Annotated in this window: 17 protein-coding genes; 4 read left to right on the top strand and 13 right to left on the bottom strand. The window is 61.3% G+C overall.

The window, feature by feature from the left end; all coding sequences use genetic code 11:
- Window positions 1-88: 88 nt before the first annotated feature.
- The gene (locus M2394_RS03535) at window positions 89-1,369 is read right to left on the bottom strand and encodes an alkane 1-monooxygenase (RefSeq protein ID WP_178922430.1); all 1,281 of its coding nucleotides are present in this window, start codon (window positions 1,367-1,369) and stop codon (window positions 89-91) included.
- A gap of 318 nt (window positions 1,370-1,687) precedes the next feature.
- Window positions 1,688-2,686, bottom strand: a complete 999-nt coding sequence (locus M2394_RS03540) for an alpha/beta fold hydrolase (RefSeq protein ID WP_178922428.1) — start codon at window positions 2,684-2,686, stop codon at window positions 1,688-1,690.
- Window positions 2,687-2,963: 277 nt separating this feature from the next.
- On the opposite strand from M2394_RS03540, the gene M2394_RS03545 reads away from it, so the two are divergent.
- Genes M2394_RS03545 through M2394_RS03555 form a run of 3 tightly spaced genes read left to right on the top strand, consistent with a single transcriptional unit; the run spans window position 2,964 to window position 6,253 of the window.
- Window positions 2,964-4,502 carry an NAD(P)/FAD-dependent oxidoreductase gene (locus M2394_RS03545; RefSeq protein ID WP_259171645.1) on the top strand — a complete coding sequence of 513 codons (1,539 nt, stop codon included), beginning with the start codon at window positions 2,964-2,966 and terminating at the stop codon, window positions 4,500-4,502.
- A complete protein-coding gene (locus M2394_RS03550; RefSeq protein ID WP_259171646.1) occupies window positions 4,499-5,389 on the top strand; it encodes an SDR family oxidoreductase in 891 nt (296 codons plus the stop codon). The genes M2394_RS03545 and M2394_RS03550 overlap by 4 nt, the downstream gene beginning before the upstream one ends.
- A gap of 15 nt (window positions 5,390-5,404) precedes the next feature.
- Entirely contained in the window at window positions 5,405-6,253 is an 849-nt protein-coding gene (locus tag M2394_RS03555; protein ID WP_178922422.1) for a metal-dependent hydrolase, read from the top strand.
- On the opposite strand, the gene M2394_RS03560 is transcribed toward M2394_RS03555, so the two are convergent.
- On the bottom strand, window positions 6,250-8,322 hold the full coding sequence (locus M2394_RS03560; RefSeq protein ID WP_259171647.1) for a PTS sugar transporter subunit IIC/EAL domain-containing protein: 2,073 nt from the start codon (window positions 8,320-8,322) through the stop codon (window positions 6,250-6,252). The two genes, M2394_RS03555 and M2394_RS03560, sit on opposite strands and share 4 nt — an antisense overlap.
- Before the next feature lie 268 nt (window positions 8,323-8,590).
- On the opposite strand from M2394_RS03560, the gene M2394_RS03565 reads away from it, so the two are divergent.
- Window positions 8,591-8,923: a DUF6388 family protein gene (locus M2394_RS03565; protein ID WP_259171648.1), complete on the top strand. Its 333-nt coding sequence runs from the start codon at window positions 8,591-8,593 to the stop codon at window positions 8,921-8,923.
- Here M2394_RS03565 and M2394_RS03570 read toward each other — a convergent pair.
- Genes M2394_RS03570 through tssH form a run of 10 tightly spaced genes read right to left on the bottom strand, consistent with a single transcriptional unit; the run spans window position 8,916 to window position 21,998 of the window.
- The gene (locus tag M2394_RS03570) at window positions 8,916-9,755 is read right to left on the bottom strand and encodes a serine/threonine-protein kinase (RefSeq protein WP_259171649.1); all 840 of its coding nucleotides are present in this window, start codon (window positions 9,753-9,755) and stop codon (window positions 8,916-8,918) included. The two genes, M2394_RS03565 and M2394_RS03570, sit on opposite strands and share 8 nt — an antisense overlap.
- On the bottom strand, window positions 9,752-10,468 hold the full coding sequence (locus M2394_RS03575) for a PP2C family serine/threonine-protein phosphatase (protein ID WP_178922408.1): 717 nt from the start codon (window positions 10,466-10,468) through the stop codon (window positions 9,752-9,754). Before M2394_RS03575 ends, M2394_RS03570 begins: the two co-directional genes overlap by 4 nt.
- Entirely contained in the window at window positions 10,465-13,848 is a 3,384-nt protein-coding gene (gene tssM, locus M2394_RS03580) for a type VI secretion system membrane subunit TssM (RefSeq protein WP_259171650.1), read from the bottom strand. Before tssM ends, M2394_RS03575 begins: the two co-directional genes overlap by 4 nt.
- 15 nt (window positions 13,849-13,863) lie before the next feature.
- A complete protein-coding gene (gene icmH / locus M2394_RS03585; RefSeq protein ID WP_259171651.1) occupies window positions 13,864-14,730 on the bottom strand; it encodes a type IVB secretion system protein IcmH/DotU in 867 nt (288 codons plus the stop codon).
- 5 nt (window positions 14,731-14,735) lie between these two features.
- Window positions 14,736-16,064 (bottom strand): type VI secretion system baseplate subunit TssK, encoded by a 1,329-nt coding sequence (gene tssK / locus M2394_RS03590; RefSeq protein ID WP_259171652.1) that lies wholly within the window; start codon window positions 16,062-16,064, stop codon window positions 14,736-14,738.
- Between the two features lies 1 nt (window position 16,065).
- Window positions 16,066-16,560, bottom strand: a complete 495-nt coding sequence (tssJ, locus tag M2394_RS03595; RefSeq protein ID WP_405046546.1) for a type VI secretion system lipoprotein TssJ — start codon at window positions 16,558-16,560, stop codon at window positions 16,066-16,068.
- The gene (tagH, locus tag M2394_RS03600) at window positions 16,557-17,735 is read right to left on the bottom strand and encodes a type VI secretion system-associated FHA domain protein TagH (protein WP_259171654.1); all 1,179 of its coding nucleotides are present in this window, start codon (window positions 17,733-17,735) and stop codon (window positions 16,557-16,559) included. Before tagH ends, tssJ begins: the two co-directional genes overlap by 4 nt.
- A gap of 15 nt (window positions 17,736-17,750) precedes the next feature.
- Window positions 17,751-17,882, bottom strand: coding sequence for a type VI secretion protein (locus tag M2394_RS03605; protein WP_178922396.1), 132 nt, complete (start codon window positions 17,880-17,882; stop codon window positions 17,751-17,753).
- A gap of 55 nt (window positions 17,883-17,937) precedes the next feature.
- The gene (locus M2394_RS03610; RefSeq protein ID WP_259171655.1) at window positions 17,938-19,473 is read right to left on the bottom strand and encodes a sigma-54-dependent Fis family transcriptional regulator; all 1,536 of its coding nucleotides are present in this window, start codon (window positions 19,471-19,473) and stop codon (window positions 17,938-17,940) included.
- On the bottom strand, window positions 19,470-21,998 hold the full coding sequence (gene tssH, locus M2394_RS03615; protein WP_259171656.1) for a type VI secretion system ATPase TssH: 2,529 nt from the start codon (window positions 21,996-21,998) through the stop codon (window positions 19,470-19,472). The genes M2394_RS03610 and tssH overlap by 4 nt, the downstream gene beginning before the upstream one ends.
- Window positions 21,999-22,009: the final 11 nt, after the last annotated feature.

Here is a 22,009-nt window from a genome sequence, read left to right on the forward strand (position 1 = left end):
TTGCTTGCCACGAAACCGGTAAACCTTGGGCGTAAGAGACCTGCGCGATACACAGACCCCGAGTACGCCCACAACTTTTAAATTCACATCAGAACGGCCTGGCGCTGTTGCCGTATTTCTCCAGGTACTTCAAACGTTGTGACGGCTGAAGATTGGTCAGGGTGATATCGCCGGCATAATGGTTAAGCACCCGGTGGTCCATGCGACGTCGCCACAAGTACGGCACATAGGCCCAGACAATCATGCTCGCGTAGCCATACGGCAGTTGTGGCGATTCATCAAAGTGACGCAGCGACTGATAACTGCGTGTCGGGTTTGCGTGGTGATCAGAGTGCCGCTGCAGTTGGAACAGGAAGATATTGGTGACAATACGGTTGCTGTTCCAGGAGTGCCGTGGCGAACAACGTTCATAACGACCGTTGGGCAACTTCTGGCGTTTGAGACCGTAGTGCTCGACATAGTTGACCACTTCCAGCAGCGAGAAACCGTAGATGCCTTGGATGATCAGGAACGGAATCACCGCCGCCCCAAGCCACAGGATCATCGCGCCCCACAACACCACGCTGTACATCCAGGCGGTGAGCACGGCGTTCTTCCAGTGCAGGGCCGGCAGGCCGAGTTTGCGCAGGCGTTCGCGCTCCAGGTTCCAGGCCGAGCGTGCGCTGAACCATACCGAGCGTGGCAGGAACGCCCAGAAACTCTCACCCAGGCGCGAGCTGGCAGGATCTTCCGGCGTGGCCACACGTACGTGATGACCCCGGTTGTGTTCGGTGTAGAAGTGTCCGTAGAAAGTAGGCGCCAGGGTGACCTTGGCCAGGAACACTTCCAGCGGGTTGGGCTTGTGGCCCAGTTCATGGGCAGTGTTGATGGCAATCCCCGTAGCCGCTCCGGTGGACATGGCCATGCCCAGATAGGTGAACCAACTGATTTCGCCGTGCAGTTCGGTGCGGGCGGTAATGAAGGCGGCGGTTTTCGCCCCCCAGCTGGCAGGATCGAGCGCAGCCGTGGCGTGCAGCAGGCCACCGTTGATGATCCAGTCGATGCCGCCTGCCGCCAACCAGCCAGTGATCACCACCGAAGAGATGACGAACAGCACACCGGTGTAGACGATCCAGCGGTAGTAGCGTTGGGATTCGAGGTTGCTGACAGCGGACTCGGGCGGGTTGCTGACGTCTTCGCCCAGCAGGCCATCGATCAAGGGGATCAAGCCGAAGATCACCAGCACACCAACCCACCACAGTTGCTGTACGCCGGTGGTGATTGCCAGAGCGCCGGAGAGCAACGGGGTTGCCAGGGGCATGATGCCAAGCCACCAGAGGTGACGTTTGCCGTCGGTCCAGACGTGCGGTGCGGCCAGGGTCTGGTTCATGGCAGCCACCGTACGCAGCGGGTTGGCAGGGAATGAATGTGAGCAGTAAACAGGTACACGGAGCGCTGACTGCCCCGAGAAATCAACCATGCGATAAAAGACGTTTTTTTCATTATTTTATTCGCTCTTAGGCATTTCAAAAATTATTTCAAATAAGACATTCAAATAATTTTTTTAAATAAATAGCGCGGAATCGTTAGGTCGTCAACTACTTTTTCGGAGCCTTTTTCACGTGACCGAGCAGTCTCTTTTTCAGCCGTTTGGTCAGGTGTCTAAAGCAGGCATCGACGCCGTTGAACCGCGAACCGAACCACAAAATTATTTACTCGCCAACGCAAACGGCGGGTGCAACACCGTGGCGCTTTCAGGCGGCCGAGCACGCTTGGCCACCTGCTGCACCAGCGCGGCGACGCGCTCTGTGGCAGTGATCGGCAACATATGCCCACGCCCTTCCACCACCTGCATCTTCAACCCTGGCACCTTGCTGGCCAGGGCCTGGCCGTGTTTCTGGAAATCCAGCACCCGGTCTTTTGCCCCATAGATCAGGCCGATCGGCAGGGTCAATTGGGGGTAGCGCTTGACCATCTCGGGCAAGGCATCGTTGACCAGGTTGATCTCGGTGGAGGCGGCATAGAAGTTGTCAGGCCGCATTCCGAGCAACCCGCCACCCCGGGTGGCGAAGTCGGCGGGCGCGGCATCGGGGGCGAACACGCCCTTGACCACCGAACCTTTAGTCAGCAGCCCGACGGGCATGGTCAAGGTGTGGGACATCCAGCGCCGTAGCCAGGCCGGGCGCACCGCCAGAGACAGGAACACCAGCGGGAGCATGCGCTGGGGGTGAGTCAGCGGCGCCACCAGGACCAACCCGGAAACGGCGTGCGGGTGATCAAGCGCCAGCGCCAGGGAGATTGCCCCACCGAGGGAGTGTCCCAATACCAGCGGTTTGTCCAGGTCCAGTGTCTTGATGAACGCGGCGATTTGCCGGGCCTGGGCGGGCAGGTCCGCCGCCGTGCCGGCATGCCGGGTGGAATAGCCGGAGCCCGGACGATCCAGCGTGATCACCCGGAAGTGCTCGCGCAATTGGGCAGACAAGGCATACGTCAGGTTGCGACTGCTGCCCATCAGCCCGTGGATCATCACCAGCGGTGGGCCCTTGCCCTCTTCTACATAATGAAAACGCTCGCCATCGACCTCGACGAAACGCCCGTTGATCGCAACAGCCGCTTCGATGCGCCGTGTCATCCAGGCACTGAAGCCCCACAACACGGCGCTCGCGCCTATCAACACAGCCGCAGCAATAACCCATTCAACAGCCATAGCTCGGTCCTCTGCTTCCCTGCTGCTGGCGACCTGATCGGTATTGATCAAGGCCTCAGCCATCGTCCACACCCTGGACCTAAACTTCATGCATACCGTGCTCGTCCGTCGGACAAGTCGCACATGCGGAACAAGGTCCTAGCGTAGGCGATATTTTCAGGTAGATTATTTAAAATCTTTTTTAAAATAAATAATTCAATTTTTCTTTGCAATGGTGTTCTATCTAAAAGACAAAACAAAAAACAGGAGCACATCTGATGCCCACGAAGGACAGCCTATGAATGCCCACAGTGATTCAATCGACATCGCCATCATCGGCTCAGGCTTTGCCGGCCTGTGCATGGCGATCAAACTCAAGGAAGCCGGCCTCACCGACTTCTTCATTGCCGAACAGGCCGACAGCCTCGGCGGCACGTGGCGAGACAACCACTACCCAGGTTGTGCCTGCGACGTGCAATCCCACGTGTATTCGTTTTCGTTTGCGCCCAACCCGAACTGGACCCGGCAGTTCGCACCGCAGGCGGAGATCCGCGCCTACCTTGAGCAATGTGCGGCGCGTTTCGGGCTGGCACCCTTCCTTCGCTTCGGCATGGGCTTGCAGCGTGCGGTGTTCGATGAGCTGCAACAGCGTTGGCAACTGACCTTCAACAATGGCCGCCAGGTCAGTGCGCGGGTGCTGGTGTCGGGCATGGGCGGGCTGTCGCGCCCGGCACTGCCGAATATTCCGGGGCTCGACACCTTCAAGGGCAAGCGCTTCCATTCCCAGCAGTGGGACCATGACTATTCACTGAAAGGCAAACGCGTGGCGGTGATCGGCACCGGTGCCAGCGCCATCCAGTTCGTGCCGCAGATTGCACCGCAGGTGGCGCACCTGGATCTGTTCCAGCGCACGCCGCCTTGGATCATGCCCAAGCCCGACCGGCCGATTTCGCCTTTTGAACGCTGGGCTTTCAAACACCTGCCGTTCACCCAGCGCCTGGTGCGCGGCGCTTTCTATTGGGCGTTGGAAGGCCGTGTGGTGGGCTTTGCCCTGCACCCTCGCCTGATGAAAATGGTGCAAAAGATTGCCCAACGCCATCTGCATAAACAGGTGGCCCGCCCTTCCCTGCGCAAGACCCTGACGCCGGACTACACCATCGGCTGCAAACGCGTGCTGATCTCCAACGACTATTACCCGGCCCTCTCGCGCAGCAATGTGGAGGTGGTGACCGACAAGGTACTGCGCATCGAGGCCGATGGCGTGATTACCGCCGATGGCATCAAGCACCCGGCCGATTGCCTGATCTTCGGCACCGGCTTCCAGGCCACCGACCCACTACCCCGGGACTGCATCATCGGGCGCGACGGTATCGACCTGATGGACACCTGGCACGACGGCGCCCATGCCTACAAAGGCACCACGGTGCCGGGGTACCCGAACCTGTTCCTGATCGTCGGCCCCAACACGGGCCTGGGGCACAACTCGATGATCTTGATGATCGAAGCCCAGGTCACCTACATCCTCGATGCACTGCAGCAGATGCAGCGGCACCGCATCGCCACCGTGGATGTAAAACCGGCCGTTGAGCTGGCCTACAACCGGCAACTGCAAGACAAACTCAAGCGCACCATCTGGAACACCGGGGGTTGCCAGAGCTGGTACCTCGACCCGCGCACCGGCAAGAACACCACCCTGTGGCCCGGCTCCACCTGGCGCTTCAAACAGGTCACCCGGCAGTTCGCGCTCAAAGACTATGTGGCAGACCTGCTGCCCGTCAGCCCAGCCCCACGCCCTGCCCCGGCGCCCCACTCCACCACAGAAGGCAGCCTGTCATGAAGTCATTCAACGGCCGCGTGGCGGCGATTACCGGTGCGGCGTCCGGCATGGGCCGTGCACTGGCATTGGCCCTGGCGCGGGAAGGTTGCCACCTGGCCCTGGCCGACAAGAACAGCCAGGGGCTGGAGCAGACACTCGACTTGATCAAGACCTCGACGCTGTCGCCGGTCACCATCACCACCCAGGTGCTGGACGTGTCCGATCGCCAGGCCATGGAAGCCTGGGCCGCACGCTGTGTGGCCGACCACGGTCGCGTCAACCTGATCTTCAACAATGCTGGCGTGGCGCTGTCGAGTACCGTGGAAGGTGTGGAGTACGCCGACCTCGAATGGATCGTCGGCATCAATTTCTGGGGGGTGGTGCACGGTACCAAGGCGTTCCTGCCCTACCTTAAAGCCAGTGGCGAAGGCCATGTGGTCAACACCTCCAGCGTGTTCGGGCTGTTCGCCCAACCGGGCATGAGCGGCTACAACGCCACCAAGTTTGCCGTGCGCGGCTTCACCGAATCCCTGCGCCAGGAACTCGACCTGCAACGCAGCGGTGTCTCGGCCACCTGCGTACACCCCGGTGGCATTCGCACCGATATCTGTCGCAGCAGCCGTATCGACGCGAACATGACCGGATTTCTGATCCACAGCGAGCAACAGGCCCGCGCCGACTTCGAAAAGCTGTTCATCACCGATGCCGACAGAGCCGCCAAGGTCATCCTGCAAGGCGTGCGCAAAAACAAACGCCGCGTGTTGATCGGCCGCGATGCCTATTTCCTCGACCTGCTCGCCCGTTGCCTGCCCGCTGCGTATCAAGCCCTGGTGGTGTTCGCCAGCAAGCGCATGGCGCCCAAACAACGCACGCCGGTGTTTGAAACCAACGACGAACCCCGTCTCTGAACAGGAGCACGCGCCATGCTGCCGATCCGTCGCGATATTCGTTTTGCCTTGCCCGCCGAGCGCATCAAGAACTGGCACGAACAGGGCCCGTTCATCACGCATTTCTTCAACGCCCTGTCACTGTTGTTTCCCCAGGGCGAGCTGTTTTTCATGGACAGCGTGCGCCACTACCGCCAGCGCATCGACGACCCGCAATTGAAAAAGGAGATTCAGGGTTTCATCGGCCAGGAGGCCATGCACAGCCGCGAACACGTGGCCTACAACGACCTGCTGCAAGCGGCGGGCTTGCCGGCGCACACCCTGGACCGGCGCCTCAAGTTCATCCTCGACCTGCAGAAAAAACACCTGCCGCCGTCGTTCAACCTGGCGGTGACCATCGCCCTTGAGCACTACACCGCCATGCTCGCGGAAATCCTGCTCAGCGACCCGTCGCGTTTCGGCGATTCGCTCAAGGGCTACCAGCAAATGTGGTACTGGCATGCCCTCGAAGAAACCGAACACAAAGCCGTGGCCTTCGATGTGTGGAACACGGTGATCGCGCCCGGGCCAAAGCGCTATCTGCTGCGCACCGGCACCATGCTGACCACCACGGTGTTCTTCTGGCTGGTGGTGTTCGACTTTCACGTGCGTTTGTTGATTGCCGACCGCAAATCGGTCGGGTTTCTGAAGGGCTTCTGGCGCATGCTCAAGTTCCTGTATGGCCCCAAAGGCGTGTTCCCACGCATGCTGCGCCCCTGGCTGCACTACTTCAAACCGGGCTTTCACCCGTGGGACCACGACAACCGCGCACGCCTGGCGCGCATCGATGGGCTGGTCGAAGAAATCGAACAGACCCAGCGCGACTACGCGGCGGCCCAGGCCTAAGCCTGCGCCGCCGCACGCGCACGCACAAACCCCTGCAACTGATCGCCGGGCAGTGCCTTGCTGAAATACCAGCCCTGGATGAAGAGCTCAGTGCCGGTATTGAGGAACGCCAACTGCTCGGCCGTCTCCACGCCCTCGACCACCACGCCCAGGTTCAGCGCCTCACAAAAGCGCAGCATGCCGGTGAGCACCTGGGCGCCCTTGGGGTCGTGCTGGGCCACCACAAAGCTGCGGTCGATCTTGATGAAGTCCACCGGAAACTGGTGCAAGTAGCTCAAGGCGGAGAACCCAGTGCCAAAGTCATCGATATACACCTTGGCGCCAATCGCCTGCAGTTTCTGGATGGTCCGGCGCGTGACCTGGATGTCGCTGACCAGCGCGTCTTCGGTGATTTCTACCGACACTTGGCCGTGGGCCTGGGTGAGGATTTCCACCAGGCGATCCCCATAAGCGGCGTCCGTCAGGGTGGCGCTGGAGATATTGATGGTCATCGGCAAGGCAAAGCCGATCTTCTGCCACTTCTGGTATTGGCGCACCGCCTGTGACGCCACCCACACATCCACATCGGGCATCAACCGGGCCTGGGCCAGCCATTGCAGGAACTCCCAGGGTGAGTGCACCGTGCCCTGGTTGTCACGGGCACGCATCAACGCTTCGCAGCCGGTGCACAGGCCAGTACGCGTGGAAACCTGAGGCTGGAATTCGAGGTAGAACTCGTAATCGCTGATCTGCTGGATGCGGCTCAGCTCCACCGCCTGGCGCGCCAGGGTCTTGTGGGACGCCAACACCGGGTCCAATTCCAACAGGCGACCTTTCTCTTCGAGACCGCGGAAGGTCATGTCCAGTGACTTGAGGTACACCGTGCCGCCTTCGGTGGATTGGCGGTGAATCGCTCTAACGTAGGGGGCGTAAACCAACGTGCCGACGCCCAGGAGCGCCATTTGCAGCACGACCGCCGCCAGGTCCCCGTGGGTGCTCAAGTAGGCGTTGAGCAGCACGGGAGCCGTGAAAGGCACACTCGCCACCGCTGGCGACACCCATCCCAGTTGCACCACCGTCAGCGCCACCATGGCGTTGATCGCCGGCACCAACAGAAACGGGATGAACAACCGCGGGTTCAGGATGATCGGCAAGCCAAACAGCAGCACTTCGCTGACGTTGAACAACGACAGCGGCAGGCTGGCCATCGCCATCAGGCGCATGGATTGGCTCTTTGAAAACAGCAGAATCGCCAGCAACAGGCACAACGCGCCGCCCGAGCCACCAATGAAGGCGAAACAGCCCAGCAGGCCACTGTTGAGCAGGTACTTGATCGGCTCACCCGCCGCCAACGACGCACCGTTGAGCACCACGGCCTGGTCCAGCACATCGAACAACGGCTGCATGGCATACACGCCGTGGATGCCAAAAAACCACAGCAGCGAGTTCATCAGGGTCACGAACAAACCACTGCCATAGGGCGCTTGCAGCGCATCAAGCACCTGCGGCCCCTGCAGTTGCGCCACATACGGAATCTGCAACAGCATCGACAACACCATCACCAGGCACAACGCGGTGATCGCACCCGGCACCACCATGTTGATGGTGCCCCGCAAGTTGTGCCCTACCAGGTCTTCGTTGACCAGGCGAGTCCAGCGAAAGCGGTGCAGCCAGGCAACCGCCGGCACATTGATCAGCGGCGAGGCAATGGCGATAAACAACACGAAGGTGGCCGAGGCCCGGGGGTATTCACGCAATACAAAGGTGGCGACCACCACATGGGCCAGGCACAGAAAGGCGACCGGCAACTGCGGCAGGCGGTGTTGAATCGCGAGCATGTAGCCAATCGAAGCCGCCACCAGCAGCGGAATCACCGAACTGATCTGGTTGTGCAACCCGGCCAGGAACGCCACCACCTGCGGGTCGAAACCCAGGACCTTGGCGCACTCGGACAGGATCAGAAAACCGGCCGACACCAGTAGGCAGGGCAAGATCCACAACAGCCCCTCACGGATAGCGCGCAGCGACTCCGTGCTGGCCAAGGCCGCCAGGCGCTGAGTCAGGAACAGTTTGAACAGCGTTTTCGCCATGACCCATCCCTCTGCCCATCGCTCTGTGCCCCATCAGGCACTCCCCCCGCAAATCCTGGGTAACGCTACACGTCCTGGCACCAGGAGCGAAAGGCTTTTGCCGCGCCACAGGCAATTTTTCAATAGCCGGCGCCTGTTTGGTTGCCCGCCTCAGGGCCTGGGGGCTGCCCCTCTTCAGATTTCGTGATTCGCGGCGCTTCGTGGGCTAACCTCAACAGGCATCATCCAGCGCTTAAACAATGCCCTTAACACTACTTGGAGCCTACCTTTGACCCCACCTGGCGATAACCACCAACTGGCCCTCGACAGATTCCTTAAAGAGCACCCGGACGTTGCCACCGAACTGGACTCGCTGAACCCCTTGGCCGCCCAGGCCAAAGGCGAAACCCTGGCACACTACCGTGCCGAACACCTGCATGAAGCCTTTGAAGCCGAAGCCGAGAGCCAGGGGTTGTTCGCCTGGGAGCTGACTCTCAAGCTCACCGCGGAATCGCCACACGCCTTCGAGGCCCAACGCCTTGAAGTGCACAGGGAAGTCGCACAGATGGCCGGCTTGAGTTGGGCCGAATACTGCCAATTGCATGACCTGCCCGCTACCTGAACCAGCGCCGCCCGGAACGCGCCATGGCCTCTCCCAGCTCCGCCACACAGAGGGTTCGCTGCCCGGGGTCCACGGCCAATGCCGAACGTAACGCAGCCCAACAATGCCTGGGCAATTGCCGGGGCCGAGGCAGCCGCTCGGCCGCGTGACGCTCGCCCAGGCGCTTGCCATGGGCCAACTCGAACAACACACAGGCGACGGCGTACAGGTCGGCACTGGCCGTCAAGGCACTCCCGACCAGCAACTCCGGGGCTGCGTAGGCCGGGGTCCAGGCATTGAGGCGGTCGCGACTCAAACACGGCAACCCGGCCTCGGCCTGCGCCTGGCAATGGCCGAGGCCAAAATCGAACAAACGCACCCCGCCTTCGCCCATCATGATGTTCACCGGTTTTACATCGCCATGCAGTACGCCTTGTCGATGGACATAGGCCAACGCATCGAGCAATTGCACTGCGATCGGTTGCAAGGCTTGCCAGGGCAGGCCGCCTGAACGTTCCTTCAACAGTTGGTCGAGTGTGAGCCCGTGCATCAATTCCATGGTGAAAAATGCGGTTTGGTTGCGGGTGTCGACTTCAAACGAAAACACTCGCACGACATGCGGGTGCAGCAACCCACGCGTCAGGGCAAATTCACTGTAGAGCAATGCAGGTGCGTCGGGCACCTGGGAGAGGGGCTCGCCCAACACCTTGAGGGCCACCGCCGAGTTTGGCTCACCAAACTGTTCGTGCAACAGATCGCGCGCGCGGTAAACCACCCCCATCCCGCCCGAACCCAATACACGTTCCAGGTAGTAACGCCCAGCCAGCAGCGCCGGTGTCTCGGCAGCCGTCATCGCGGCTGCACCACCACGGCCGTCAGGTCGTCCCGACAAGGCCCGCGCAAGGCGGCTGCAAACAACTGATCCAGCACCTGGTGCGGCGTGCCCCTGCCCAGGGCGTTGCCCAGTTCAGCATGGCTAAGCCCCTGGTAAACGCCATCGCTGCACAGTAGAAACACATCACCCGGCCGGGTGCTGAGCTCCAGCACCTCAAGACGCAGCGAGTGCCCTGCCCCCACAGCGCGGGTCAGGGCCCTGGCATCTGGATGGGCCTGGGCCTGCTCTTGGCTCATCCGTTGCTCTTCCATCAATTGGCGCAGCAGGGAGTGGTCCTGCGACAACTGGTACAGGCGTTGCCCACGCCACAGGTAGCAACGGCTATCCCCCGCCCACAGGCACGCCGCACGACGGTCATCGAGCAACAACACCATCACGGTGCTGCCCATGACATCGTGTGCGTCGCAGTCGCTCAGGCGCCGGTTCAACCGTTGCAAACACCGTCGGACAGCGTCTATCCGTTGGTCAAGATTGCCCTCGCCGGGCAGCGCAGCAAGGCTGTCGACCACCGAGCGACTGGCCACATGCCCGGCCCCATGCCCTCCCATTCCATCCGCCACCGCCCAACAACCGCTTTGCCCACGGTCAAGGAACGCATCTTCGTTGCGCGCCCGCCCCTTGCCTTGCTCAGTGCGTGCAGCACTGTGCCAGGCCTGTTCGTGCGCATTCATAGTTGCTCCGGCAAACGGAAGGTGCGCCAGGCATCCATCTGGAATGGGCTGGGCGTGCGCTGGCTGACCAATAGGTAGTTGGCGCGCAAACCGGCAAGGTCCGCCTTGAGTATTTGCGTATCCCGACCGTTCGCCGGCTCGCTCTGCATCAATTCAAAGAATCGAAACAACGACCAGGCGCCGCTGTTTTTCTCGATGCCCAGGGGTTGCTCGGCTTCCCGCTCAAGCACCAGGCTGCTGCGGCCATTTTCAGCCTCATAGGGCCAGGTCAGTGCCAATGGCATGATTGGCCCATGACGGTACTCCAGTTGCTGGTCGCCAACCCGCAGGGTCGCACGGCTGACAGCCTGGTCCAGGCTGTAGGGCGCCAGTGTGAAACGAACCGCCCACTCCCCCTGGTCCCCGCTGAAAAAGCTGCGGCGGACGGTATGTGCCTTGGTCAACTGTTCCAGCAGCGAGCGCGACATCGGCAGGCTGCGGCCCTCCAGCCCGCGCAAGCGATAGCGGTTGGCGTCGATGCCTACAAATGGCTTCAAGTAAGCGTCGTGGAACCGCGCCAGAACGCCCTGGGGTTTGAAAAACTCCTGAAAATCGCTCAGTGCCACGTCACTGGCGGCGTGGGCATTAAACGGGTATCGCTGCCGGATTGCCTTGGCATAAAGGCCGTACACCTCGCCTTGATAGCGCTGGTTTACATACACATAGGCGTCATCGAGCAGATGGCGCCAACTGTCGTCGGCAATGCCTTCGAGCCAACCCTTGATCGGAAGCGGCAGGCGTGTCGTAGCGTTACGCAACTGACTCAATGCGTCCTGCTGCCCCTCCATGCGCCGTTTGGCAAGCTGGAAGGCAGCCTGCTCGGGTGATCCCTCTCTGTCCAGGGCTGCCAGCTGCAGGTGCAAAGCGTCGAGCTGGCGTAGCACCTGGGTCAACTCGGCACCCGGGTTCTGCTGGTCATCCAGCAACTGATGCAGAGGTTCGAAACGGCGCTGCAATGCCCGCCGCGCGGCATCATCAGGGCCGGCCAAGGGCAACTGACCAAGCAGCGCCTCGGGTACCCTCGACTGTATCGCCGTGCCGAGCGCCCCGCCCGCGTCGTGGGTCAAGGTCTCCAGCGTGGCGTTGCCAGGCAGCAAACGCGTATTTTCAAGAGTCTGCTGCAACATCAGCACCAGCGGTGACTGCGCCGAGGTCAGGTTCGCCAACTGCTCGGCGCCCTGCTTGAGGTCCTCGGTGCTGCGCAAGCGGATACCGCCCAGGGCATTGGCCCAGGCGTCGGCATATTCACTGAAGTAGCGTTGCTGTAACTCGACCATCAAGCGGCGCAGGTCCATCGCACTGAGATCGGTGGCCTCTCCCAATACCCAATTGTCCTGAGCAATCGCATTGACCAGCCGGGGACCTTGCTTCTCGAAATACTGCAGGTACCGTTTGCCGTAGAACCCGGGAATGGGGGGATCGAGCCCCTCGAACACACGGCCATCTGCGAGGCGATACGGCTCCAGGTTGCGCGATTGTTCGCGCAGCACGCGATAGACCACCTCCGCCAGCGACTCGCCCCGCAGCGCTTGGCGTGCTTGAGCTATCAGGTCTTCATCCAACCGGGCAGCGAAAGGATGCTCGAGCAGGCGACTGAAATGTTCATTCAAACGCGCCTGTACCGCCGGCTCACCCGCATGGCGCAAGGACCAATGCCCCGCCATGCGTTGCGCCAACCATCCCGTATCACGGCGTGCGGGCAGGCTGAGCATCAGGTACGCACGCAGGTTGTCCAGCAAGTGTTCGCGGTTGCCAAGGCTCGTGCGCACCTGGGCTTCGAGGAGACGGGTCACCTGGGACAAAAACAGTTGCAGCAACGCCTCTTCATAGGCCCTGACCAACGGCGCCCGCGTGGCCTCTCCCTGGTACAAGCCAGCCCGTTCAATCCAGTGCGTGTCCGCCGCAAGCGCAAACACCCGCGTGGATGCCAGGCGGTTGTCCAGCAAGGGCAGCAGCGCCAGGGTTTCGTCCGCACCGGGTTGCGCCGGAGTCGAAGCCTCGGCCAGAAAGGCCAGCTGTTCAAGCCGCTGATGATTGGCCGAGTAGCTGTGCCACCACAGCCCGGCGGCGAGGCCCACGACGAGGACAGCCGTAATCGCCAGGGCTCCCTGGCGTCGGCGCAGGCGGCGCAACTCTGGCCTCTGAAGCCCCGCAAGATCCGCCTCGGCAAAAATCACCCGGGCGAACAGGCCCTGCCCGAAGGGAGGGCGACGTTCAGCAGCGCTGCTCAGGTAAAAACCGCGCAGCCCGTTGATGCGCTGATAACGATGGGCGCAGAACGCCAATTCGATGAACTGGCACAAACGCTCACCGATTTGCGCCAACTGTAGTGGGAAATCCAGAATCCGAGCGCGACGCTCCGTGCTGCGCTCCTGGTGCAAACGCGTGATCAATTCACCGCTCAAGCGCTGCACCAACGCCTCGAATGCCTGGCGCACCACACCGACGTCGGCCCCAGCCTTGCCGATCACCACAGGCGCACCCAATACGCCGTCGGCCCCCTCGTTCACAGGCGTATCGAAGAATTCGGCGTATCCCGGCAGGTGGTCTGCCTGGGTCAGGACCAGATAGATCGGTACGTCGACATGCAACACCTGCTGGATGTCCTGTAGTCGGGAATGAACCTGCCGGGCATGCAGGTTCAGGTCGTGCGCGTTGCTGCCCAGCAAGGTCTCGATCGACACTGTCACAACCACGCCATTGAGCGGTCGAGTCCGGCGCCTGGCCTTGCACAGGCCCAGCAAGGTCGCCCAGCCCGCAGCATCTACCGGGCTGTCGAGCTGGCTCAAGTAACGTCCAGCGGTTTCCACCAGCACACCCTGGTCGGCGAAATACCAGTCACAGAAGGCCGTACCCTGAGGGGTTGCCGGCTCTCTGCGATCCAGCGGTGATTGCAAGCCGCTGGCGGCCAACAGGCTGGACTTGCCACTCCCCTGCTGGCCGATCAGCAAGTACCAGGGCAAATCGCGACGCCATCCTGTGCCTCGACCCGCATAACGGTGAGTGGTTTTCAGGGTATGCAGGGCCTCCTTGAAACGCCCGCGTACGTGCCTGCGTTCGTTCTCCACAAGACCTTGATGCCTGTTTCGCGCCTGGTGCTCAGGTTTACCCTGCCGAACGGTGTGACGCGCGCTGGCAATCACCATCGCCAGGCCCCACAGCAGAAACAACAGGCTGATCGTCGACAGTCGGGCCGTTGGGCTTTTCCAGAACCGGTGGTCATCCACGGCCAGCAGTGGCCCGAGGAACCAGACCATACAGGCCATCGAAAGCACCAGCAGCAGGCTCCATGCCCAACGCTTGCGCAGCACGGTGCCCGCGCCCTTGAAGAATGCGTTCATTGAATATTCCCTGCGTTACTGAGTCGCGCGCGTCAAAACCGGCGCTGAAGATTGATAGCGTTGCAGTATGTCGTCGCGCTGTTGCCCCAATACCCAGGCGGCTCCCGAATACATCGCCAGCACTACGACCAGGCCACACACGGCGCACCCGGTGGCCGAAACAACAGGCAGTCGCCTGCGGCGCGGCGCGCCTGCCGAGGGTGGCGCCGTGAAGAGAGGCGGCGGGTCGCCACGCACATGCCTGATCTGTCGATACAAGGCATCCCGAATCGCCTCAAGCTGCTCCCCTCCTCGCGTCATCACCCTGTATTTGCCTTCGAACCCCAACGCCAGGCACAGGTACAGAAGCTCCAGGGTTGCCAGGTGCTTGACCGGATCCCGTGACAGGCGATCCAGTACCTCGAAAAACTTTTCTCCACCAAACGTCTCGTGGTGAAACCGGCTCAGCAGGCTGACCTTCGACCAGTCGCTGTGATTGCCCCATGCCGTGGTGACCACCCCCTCATCCAGCACGCTGCATAACACGTAACGTGCGCACATCACCTGGCTGCTCTCGATGCCCTCATTCAAAGCACAGGTTTCGAAGCGGGCAATGCATGCACCCAGGCGGTCATTGAGGGACAGCAGGTTTTCCCGACCGGTACTGAGCTTGAGCCGGATCACTTCACACAGCACCTCCCAGGCGGCTGATACCAACGTGTTAGGCCCCACTTTGCAAGGCCGTGCACCCTGCCAAGTGGCGGCATAGATCATCCGGTCTTCCAACTGCTCGAACCGGGGGGTGGAAACGAAGTCTGTCACCGGCCCCTGTGGCGGCCCGTCCACCTCGCGGTCAAGCAGCACGGTTTTTTCGTCGGAGGGGTATTCACTGTCCTTGTTCATCGTATTCAATTCCTGATAGCCCAGAAGCTGAGCTCCAACTCAGTGAACTCGCCACTCACGTGGAAGGCAAAGCCACCCGACTGTTCCAATCGCGTGACGTCAGACGCGCTAAGTTCAAGCATGAAATAGGTTTTGCCTGCATGAAACGGCATCTGGCGTGGCGCCACCGGCAGTGGCCGCACCTTGATGCCCGCCAGTTGCAAGTTGACCAGCTCGCGTATCCGCTCCACGGGGCCGATCTTCAGGTGGGCCGGTAAACGATACCGGAGCACGTCTCCATCACACGGGGCCGCCGCCACCAGGATGAACGTCGCAGTGCCCAGTAGCGTGATGTCGCTGATCGGGCACACCATCACACCGTATTGACGCTGCTGCAGCGCCAACTCGATCGCGTGCTGCTCCAGCACTATCGACAGCGCGGCACGCAGGCCGCCCATCACCGCACGAAAGCTCGCCCCCTGGTCGCTGTGCTGGTAGCGCATGTCGAGGTGCGCGCGCTTGCTCTCGCTGGCAAAGGTCGACAACTCGCCCAGGACCGACAACAGTTCACGGTACACCCCCTCCGGGCGTACTTGCGCTTGGGCCAGGTAGTGACGCAACACCGGCTCGCTGCGGTTGATCAACTGCAGCATCAGGAAATCCCCCACTTGTGCACCGGTTGCGCCATCGTTCCCACGGATTCTTTCGGCAATCGCATCGCCCCGACTCGCCAGCAAGCTGATCACCTCCTTGAGGCAGGACGCCACGTAGCCCGCCTCCTGCAGGTAGATGAAGGTCGGCGAGAAATCGGTATCCAGGGTAATGCCCCCTTCGATACTTGAACTCAGCAACTGAGCAATCTGGAGCGTCACGTAGGTGTTTTCGCTGCGTTGCTCACCGAGCACCAGGCGCAGGTCCGGCCGGGCGCAATGGATCTGGCAGCGGGAGTCTGCACCGGCATTCGAATCCCCTACTTCCGCTTCGCAGGCGACGTAACGTGCCTGCACCTCGGGCTGCTCCCGTGTGCGGGTCTCAACCTGACTGCTGGCGGCGAGCCTGAGTGCGAGGTAGATGCCCTGGCTGGCGGCGTTGACGGGGACTTCCAGTACGAGCGGTTCCATGGGCCCACCCAACTCGAACAGGCTGCCATCCGGTAATACCCCGCGGGCCCCGTTAACCACGAATTTGCCCAGATTGAGGTACTGCAAGTCGACGTCCAGGCTCAGGAACCCCCATGCGTTGCTGTCAAGCAAGCGCGTACGGTTGAGCTGTTGGTCATAATAACGATCGTTGTGTTGCAAGTGCTGGGGCCGCAGCAGCATGCCTTCACGCCAGATAACCTTATGAACCTGCATGTCAGTTCTCCCCCTGGCTAGGGTGCGGGCTGACGGCGCGTATTCCGGCCTGGTCAAGTAACAGATGGCTACGGGTCAATTGTCGCGGAGCCAGGGGCACCACAAACCGCCATTGCACATGGGGCAGGTCACGGTAGGCCGCCAGCACCCCTACGTACCGGCTCTGTGGCTCGACCTTGAGTTTTAATACCTGACGTTCCCCAGGGCGCAGTTCCAGCTCCTCGCTGCTCACCCAATCCTTGGATAACGCGCGCTCGCCACGACCGTAGAGGCTGAAAAAATCCGCGTGCTCGAATGCCACCGGATGGGTCAGTTCAAGCAGTTGCACCACCACAGGGGAGGGGCGCCCATGAAGATCGGGGTTGAGCTGTTCACTGGCCGTCAATACCAGGTCCAGCTTGGTCACCGTCGACAACGGCGAAACGCTGCTGCAGCCTACGAGCAAGCCCAGTACAAGCGGTATTGAAATGGCCGTGACACGTGTTGTGATCATCATCCCGGGTACCCCGCATAAAGCGTTGAAACCAGGCGCACCTGCTCGTCGTAGGCCCGAGCGAAATCCGCTCGCAGTTGATGTTCGCCCTGGGCGTCGTCTTCCATACGCTGTTGATAATGACGTCGATAGGCACGCCAATGCGCTCCGTCAACAGCAAACCTGGGAGACTTGCCCACGCGCTCGAAGCAGAGCAGCAAATGCCCCGGTGAGAATGCCGCCAGCGTGTTGCGCGCCACTGTTCGACAGGCCACCAGCATAGCGACCTGATGCACCTGTATGTCCCGATACACTTGAGCAATGGCCAATTCAGCCGGCAACTGGCCCAACTCACCTGCTCCCAGCAAAGCGCTGATAGCACCTTGAACGTCCACACTGTCTTTCAACGGGTTCTGGCTTTTGACCAAGCGACCGGCCTCCCCCAGGTTGAACTCATGTTTGAGTTCATCGTGGGTGCGCAGGCTTTGCTGTAGCCCATCCACCGACTGCCTGAGTAGATCTGCGACCTTGATCGCCAACGCTTCGCGACCCGACGCATCGAGCGTATCCAGGCAGATACCCAGCGCCTCGCCGAAGCGTGCCCAGAACGCCGAGTCGTCCGAAGCCGTGCATGCAACGGGCTTCACAGGGAGGGCCTCTGCACAGGGCGCAGCCCGGCTTGGCACAACCAGATGGTCTCGCTCCACTGAGTCACGGCATGCCCACGGATCAGGCACACCCGCAGGGTCTTTGAACACAGACGGTCGTTCCAACGTTGCCTCAGGCGACTGCCCATGCACCAAAGCATCGAGCGGATCCAGGTAGGCATCGTCCGGGATGATGCCTCTGAAGGCGGGCAATTGCGGGCCAGTCCGCGCAGCCTGCACGACCAGACTGGCGCGTATCGATAACGACCCCAGCAGGAAGACTTCACCTTCGACGATCAGGTGGGCCTGGCCTTTGTGCAGCGGTGTATCGGTACCGATCAACCGGATGCCGTTGCGGCTGATATCGGTCAGGAAATACTGCCCGTCACGGTAGCTGATCAGCGCATGGTGACTGGACAGAAGCCGGCTGGCGTCAGGGATAACCCAGTCGCAACCGGCACCACGACCGATCACCCCGCCGGTGCTCTCAAACACCTTGCGCAAGGGGGGCTCGCCGGTAGCGGCATCACACAGTTCAAACACGAGTTGCATGGCAGGTCTCCCCCATCATTGGCCACGACGAGTCGCCTGGGGGTCACCCAAAGGACGATAGTCAGCATCATCAAACACATAATTGGCGTTACAACCGGCCAACAGACACAGCACAAGCATCAAGGCTTGCCACAGGCGATCAAACATCAGGTTTCTCCAGGGAAGGTAGGGCGTCAGCGCGCGACAAACACAGGCAGTCCATTCAGCACTCCCCCCGGGCGTCACCAACAGGAATGTTCAAGCGTGCAAGCCGATAGAGCAGTGTGCGACGAGCAACCCCAAGCTCCCGGGCAGTGCGCGTACGATTGCCACGATTCTTGTGCAGGCAATCAATCAGGAACACGCGCTCTACGCGTTCCAGTCGCTGGCGTAACGTCGACTCGGCGGCGGCATTGGCAAGCTCTGGCGCAGGTGACAGCGACAGATGCTCCGGCAGGATCACACCGTCATCGCACATCAACACCGCTCGCTCCACCAGGCATTTGAGTTCGCGCACGTTGCCCGGGAAGCCATGGCTGGAGAGTTGATCAAGCGCGGCGCCGGACCAGCTCAGCGTGGGCTTTTCGAGGGAAGAACACGCCTGCTCGGCGAAGTGACGAGCCAGTAGCAGCACATCTGCGCCCCTGTCGCGCAAGGCAGGCAGCTCGATGGGAAATTGCGCCAGGCGGTAGTAGAGGTCCTCGCGAAACTGGCCCTGCGCGACCATCGCCGCCAGGTCACGGTGAGTCGCGGCGATGATCCGCACATCGACCTTGTGGGAAGCACTGGCACCCAGCGGGCGAACCTCCCCCTCCTGCAACACCCTCAGCAGTTTCGCCTGCAGGGACAGCGGCATGTCGCCAATTTCATCCAGCAGCAGCGTGCCTCCCTGGGCGGCATCAAACAGGCCCGCATGGTTGCGCTCGGCACCGGTGAACGCACCTTTGCGATAGCCGAACAGTTCACTCTCCAGCAAGCCTTCGGGGAAGGCCGCGCAGTTCTGCACCACAAACGGCCGGGCACTGCGCGGGCCCGCGTTATGGATTGCGCGTGCCACCACCTCCTTGCCGGTGCCGGTTTCACCGCGCAGCAGTACGGTAAACGGTGCCCGCAGAACCTTGTCTATCAAGCGACAGGTTGCTTCCATCGCCGTGCTGCTGCCGATCAAGCCATAGCCCCCTGCGACTGGGGTGTTGCGTTGGCGAACCGTTGTGCACGCCCCCCGCTGAACACTGCGCCACCTGCCCCATTGACTCAGCGCAAAGCCGGCCAGTTGGGCCACTGAAGCGGCATAGCCCTGCAAGCACACTGCGTGCGCGCTTGCGTACAACACCACACCACAGATCACGTTGTGCCGGTTGAACAATGGCAGGCATGACAGCGAGCGCCAAGGCGTCGTGGTCGCGGGCAGGAAACCACTGTCATGGACACTGCCGCACACGTCGTCAAGGTTCAGGGCGCAACGTTGACTCAACACGTAATGCAACAGCGGTTCGTTCTGGAAATCCTCGTCCGCCGCCCGTTCGCCAACAGGCGTTGAACAAGGCAGATGCTGAGCGATCAGCCAGAGCCGGCCGGTCGTTTCATCTCGCTCGTACAGCTGGCAAAGCTCGCAATCACTCAACTGAGCTACAGCCGTCACGCACAGTTGAGGCAACATCGATGCATCACTGTCAGCCCCCAAACGTGCATACCAGCCCAGCAGGCGCTCTGCATACGCCAGCGGTTGAGGCAAATGACCAAACAAGGTGTCCATCATTGGCTGAACTCGCAGGTTGGCAAGCCATCACCGTCCAGGGTTGCATGGACCCGTGAAAAGGACTCGCCAACGGCCATGGCCTCGAGAAGTCGGTCGACCATCCGCGGCAGCAGGTTCAGCTCGATCCATTGGTCGATGTACCTGGCGCCGCTGTCGCTGTGCAGGCATCGGTCGGCCATGTGCGTCACCAGCTCATCGGTGAAGCTCAGCGCCAGCCTGCGCTGTTGCATGCGTAGCCCGAGCCGCTCCAGCCTCAGCCGCACGACGTCTTCCAGCATTTCACGTGCAAGGGGGTAGTACGGTACAACCCGCATCCGGGCGAGCAACGCCGGTTTGAAGTGAGCCCGCAACTCAGGGTGGATGGCTTCTTGCAGAACCTGCGGATCGGGTCGCCTGCCCTCCGCGCACAGGGTGGTGATGCTGTCGCTCCCCAGGTTGGACGTCATGAGGATCAACGTATTGCGAAAATCGATTTCCCGGCCTTCACCGTCGTTGGCAAACCCTCGGTCAAAGACCTGGTAAAACAGGTTCAATACTTCCGGGTCAGCCTTCTCGACCTCATCGAGCAGCACGACCGAATAGGGACGCTGGCGCACCGCTTCGGTCAGTACCCCACCTTCCCCATACCCCACGTACCCCGCAGGGGCACCGATCAGCCGGGACAGGGAGTGTTTTTCCTGATACTCCGACATGTTCAACGTGGTCACAAACCGCTCACCGCCGTACAACAGGTCCGCCAGGGCCAGGGCCGTTTCGGTCTTGCCTACACCACTGGGCCCCACCAGCAGAAACACCCCGATAGGCGCGCCAGGGGCGTTTAGGCCTGCAGCAACGGCGCGCTGGTTTCGATCCAGGGCAATCACTGCCTGTTCCTGCCCTAGGATGCGTGTGCGCAGTGCGTCGGCAAAACCCAGGACTCGCTTGCTGCTTTCGTACGCCAGTTGCTCGACAGGAATCGCGGTCCAGGCACTGATAATCTGCGCCACCAGCCGTGGACAGACCTCGTGGTTGAGCAATCGCTCTTCATTCGCGTCCGGCACCGTTGCAGTGACCTGAACACCCTTTCCATCAAGCCGCTGCTGACGCTCGGAGATGAGCCGTTCTGCCACCCCTCGTTGCTCGGCCCAGCAATGTTCCAGGCGCTGGCACTCAAGCTCAATGGCTTGCAACCGCAGGGTCAACGCATGCAACGCCTGCTCGTCAATCGCCAGGCCGGCGTCACGATCGCGCGTCAGTGCCGTGCGCTGCCGCGTGCCTTCGGCCAGTACGGCACGCAGGCGTTGTAACGCGTCAGGCGCGGTCGTCAGGCTGATACGTACCCGGGCACAGGCCGTGTCCAGTACGTCGACGGCTTTGTCCGGCAACTGCCGCCCGGCAAGGTAGCGAGCACTCATCTGCACGGCGGCCACGACCGCATCATCACGCACATAAACCCCGTGGCTGGCCTCATAGGCTGGAACCAGGCCACGTAGAATGGACACGGCCGCTTCCACACTCGGCTCTCCCACCACCACAGGCTGGAAACGCCGCGCCAGCGCCGGGTCTTTTTCAATGTACTTTTTGTACTCTGACCACGTGGTGGCCGCAATCATGCGTAACTGGCCACGCGCCAGGGCTGGCTTGAGCAGATTGGCCGCATCGCTGCCACCCACTTGGGCTCCGGCTCCCACCAACGTATGCGCCTCATCGATAAACAGCACCACGGGCTGCGCGCAGGCGCTGACCTCGTCGAGCACACCTTTGAGCCGCCGCTCGAACTCGCCCTTGATACTGGCACCCGCCAGCAGCAGGCCCATGTCCAATGTGAGGATGCGTACACCCTTGAGCGGTTCCGGCACCTGTGACGAGACCACTTGCAAGGCCAGGCCTTCGACCACGGCCGTCTTGCCAACCCCGGCTTCGCCCACAAGAATCGGGTTGTTCTTGCGCCGACGTACCAGGATGTCGACCAACTGGCGGATTTCGTCATCACGGCACAGTACAAGGTCAATCCGCCCTTCACGGGCCTGACGCGTGAGGTCATGGGTAAAGCGTTCCAGCCACGACTCGTCGCAATGACGAGGAACACTTTGCGTTGCCTGGCCCTGAACAAACTCACGCACGCGCTGCGCATCCAGGCGGCTCAAGACCTGTTGATAGCCACTGCCGGCATGCTGCAGCGGATGACGCAGCAGCGCCAACAGCAGCGCGGCATGGTCGACTTCGACTTGCCCCAGTTCGAGGTGGGCGACCATCAACGCATGCTGTAGCCAAAGCACCAGGGCCTGGGCGAACACCGGGTTACACGCCGCACTCTGTTGGTCCTTGAGCTGCAAGGTGGCCTGGAGCTCGCCGACCTCGATACACGCGTCCAGCAGCGCATTCACCAGCAAACCATCGGGATGTTCCAGCAACGTCGCCAGCAGGTCTTCTACCAGGACCTCCTTGCCACCGCGTATCACACAGCGCTCGGCTGAACGCTCAAGGTCGCGACGAGCCTGGGCAGTCAGTGTTCGGATCAGTTGTTGCAAATCGACATTCATCATAATCATCAATC

Source organism: Pseudomonas sp. BIGb0164, from assembly GCF_024810135.1.
In the GTDB taxonomy this organism is placed as follows: domain Bacteria; phylum Pseudomonadota; class Gammaproteobacteria; order Pseudomonadales; family Pseudomonadaceae; genus Aquipseudomonas.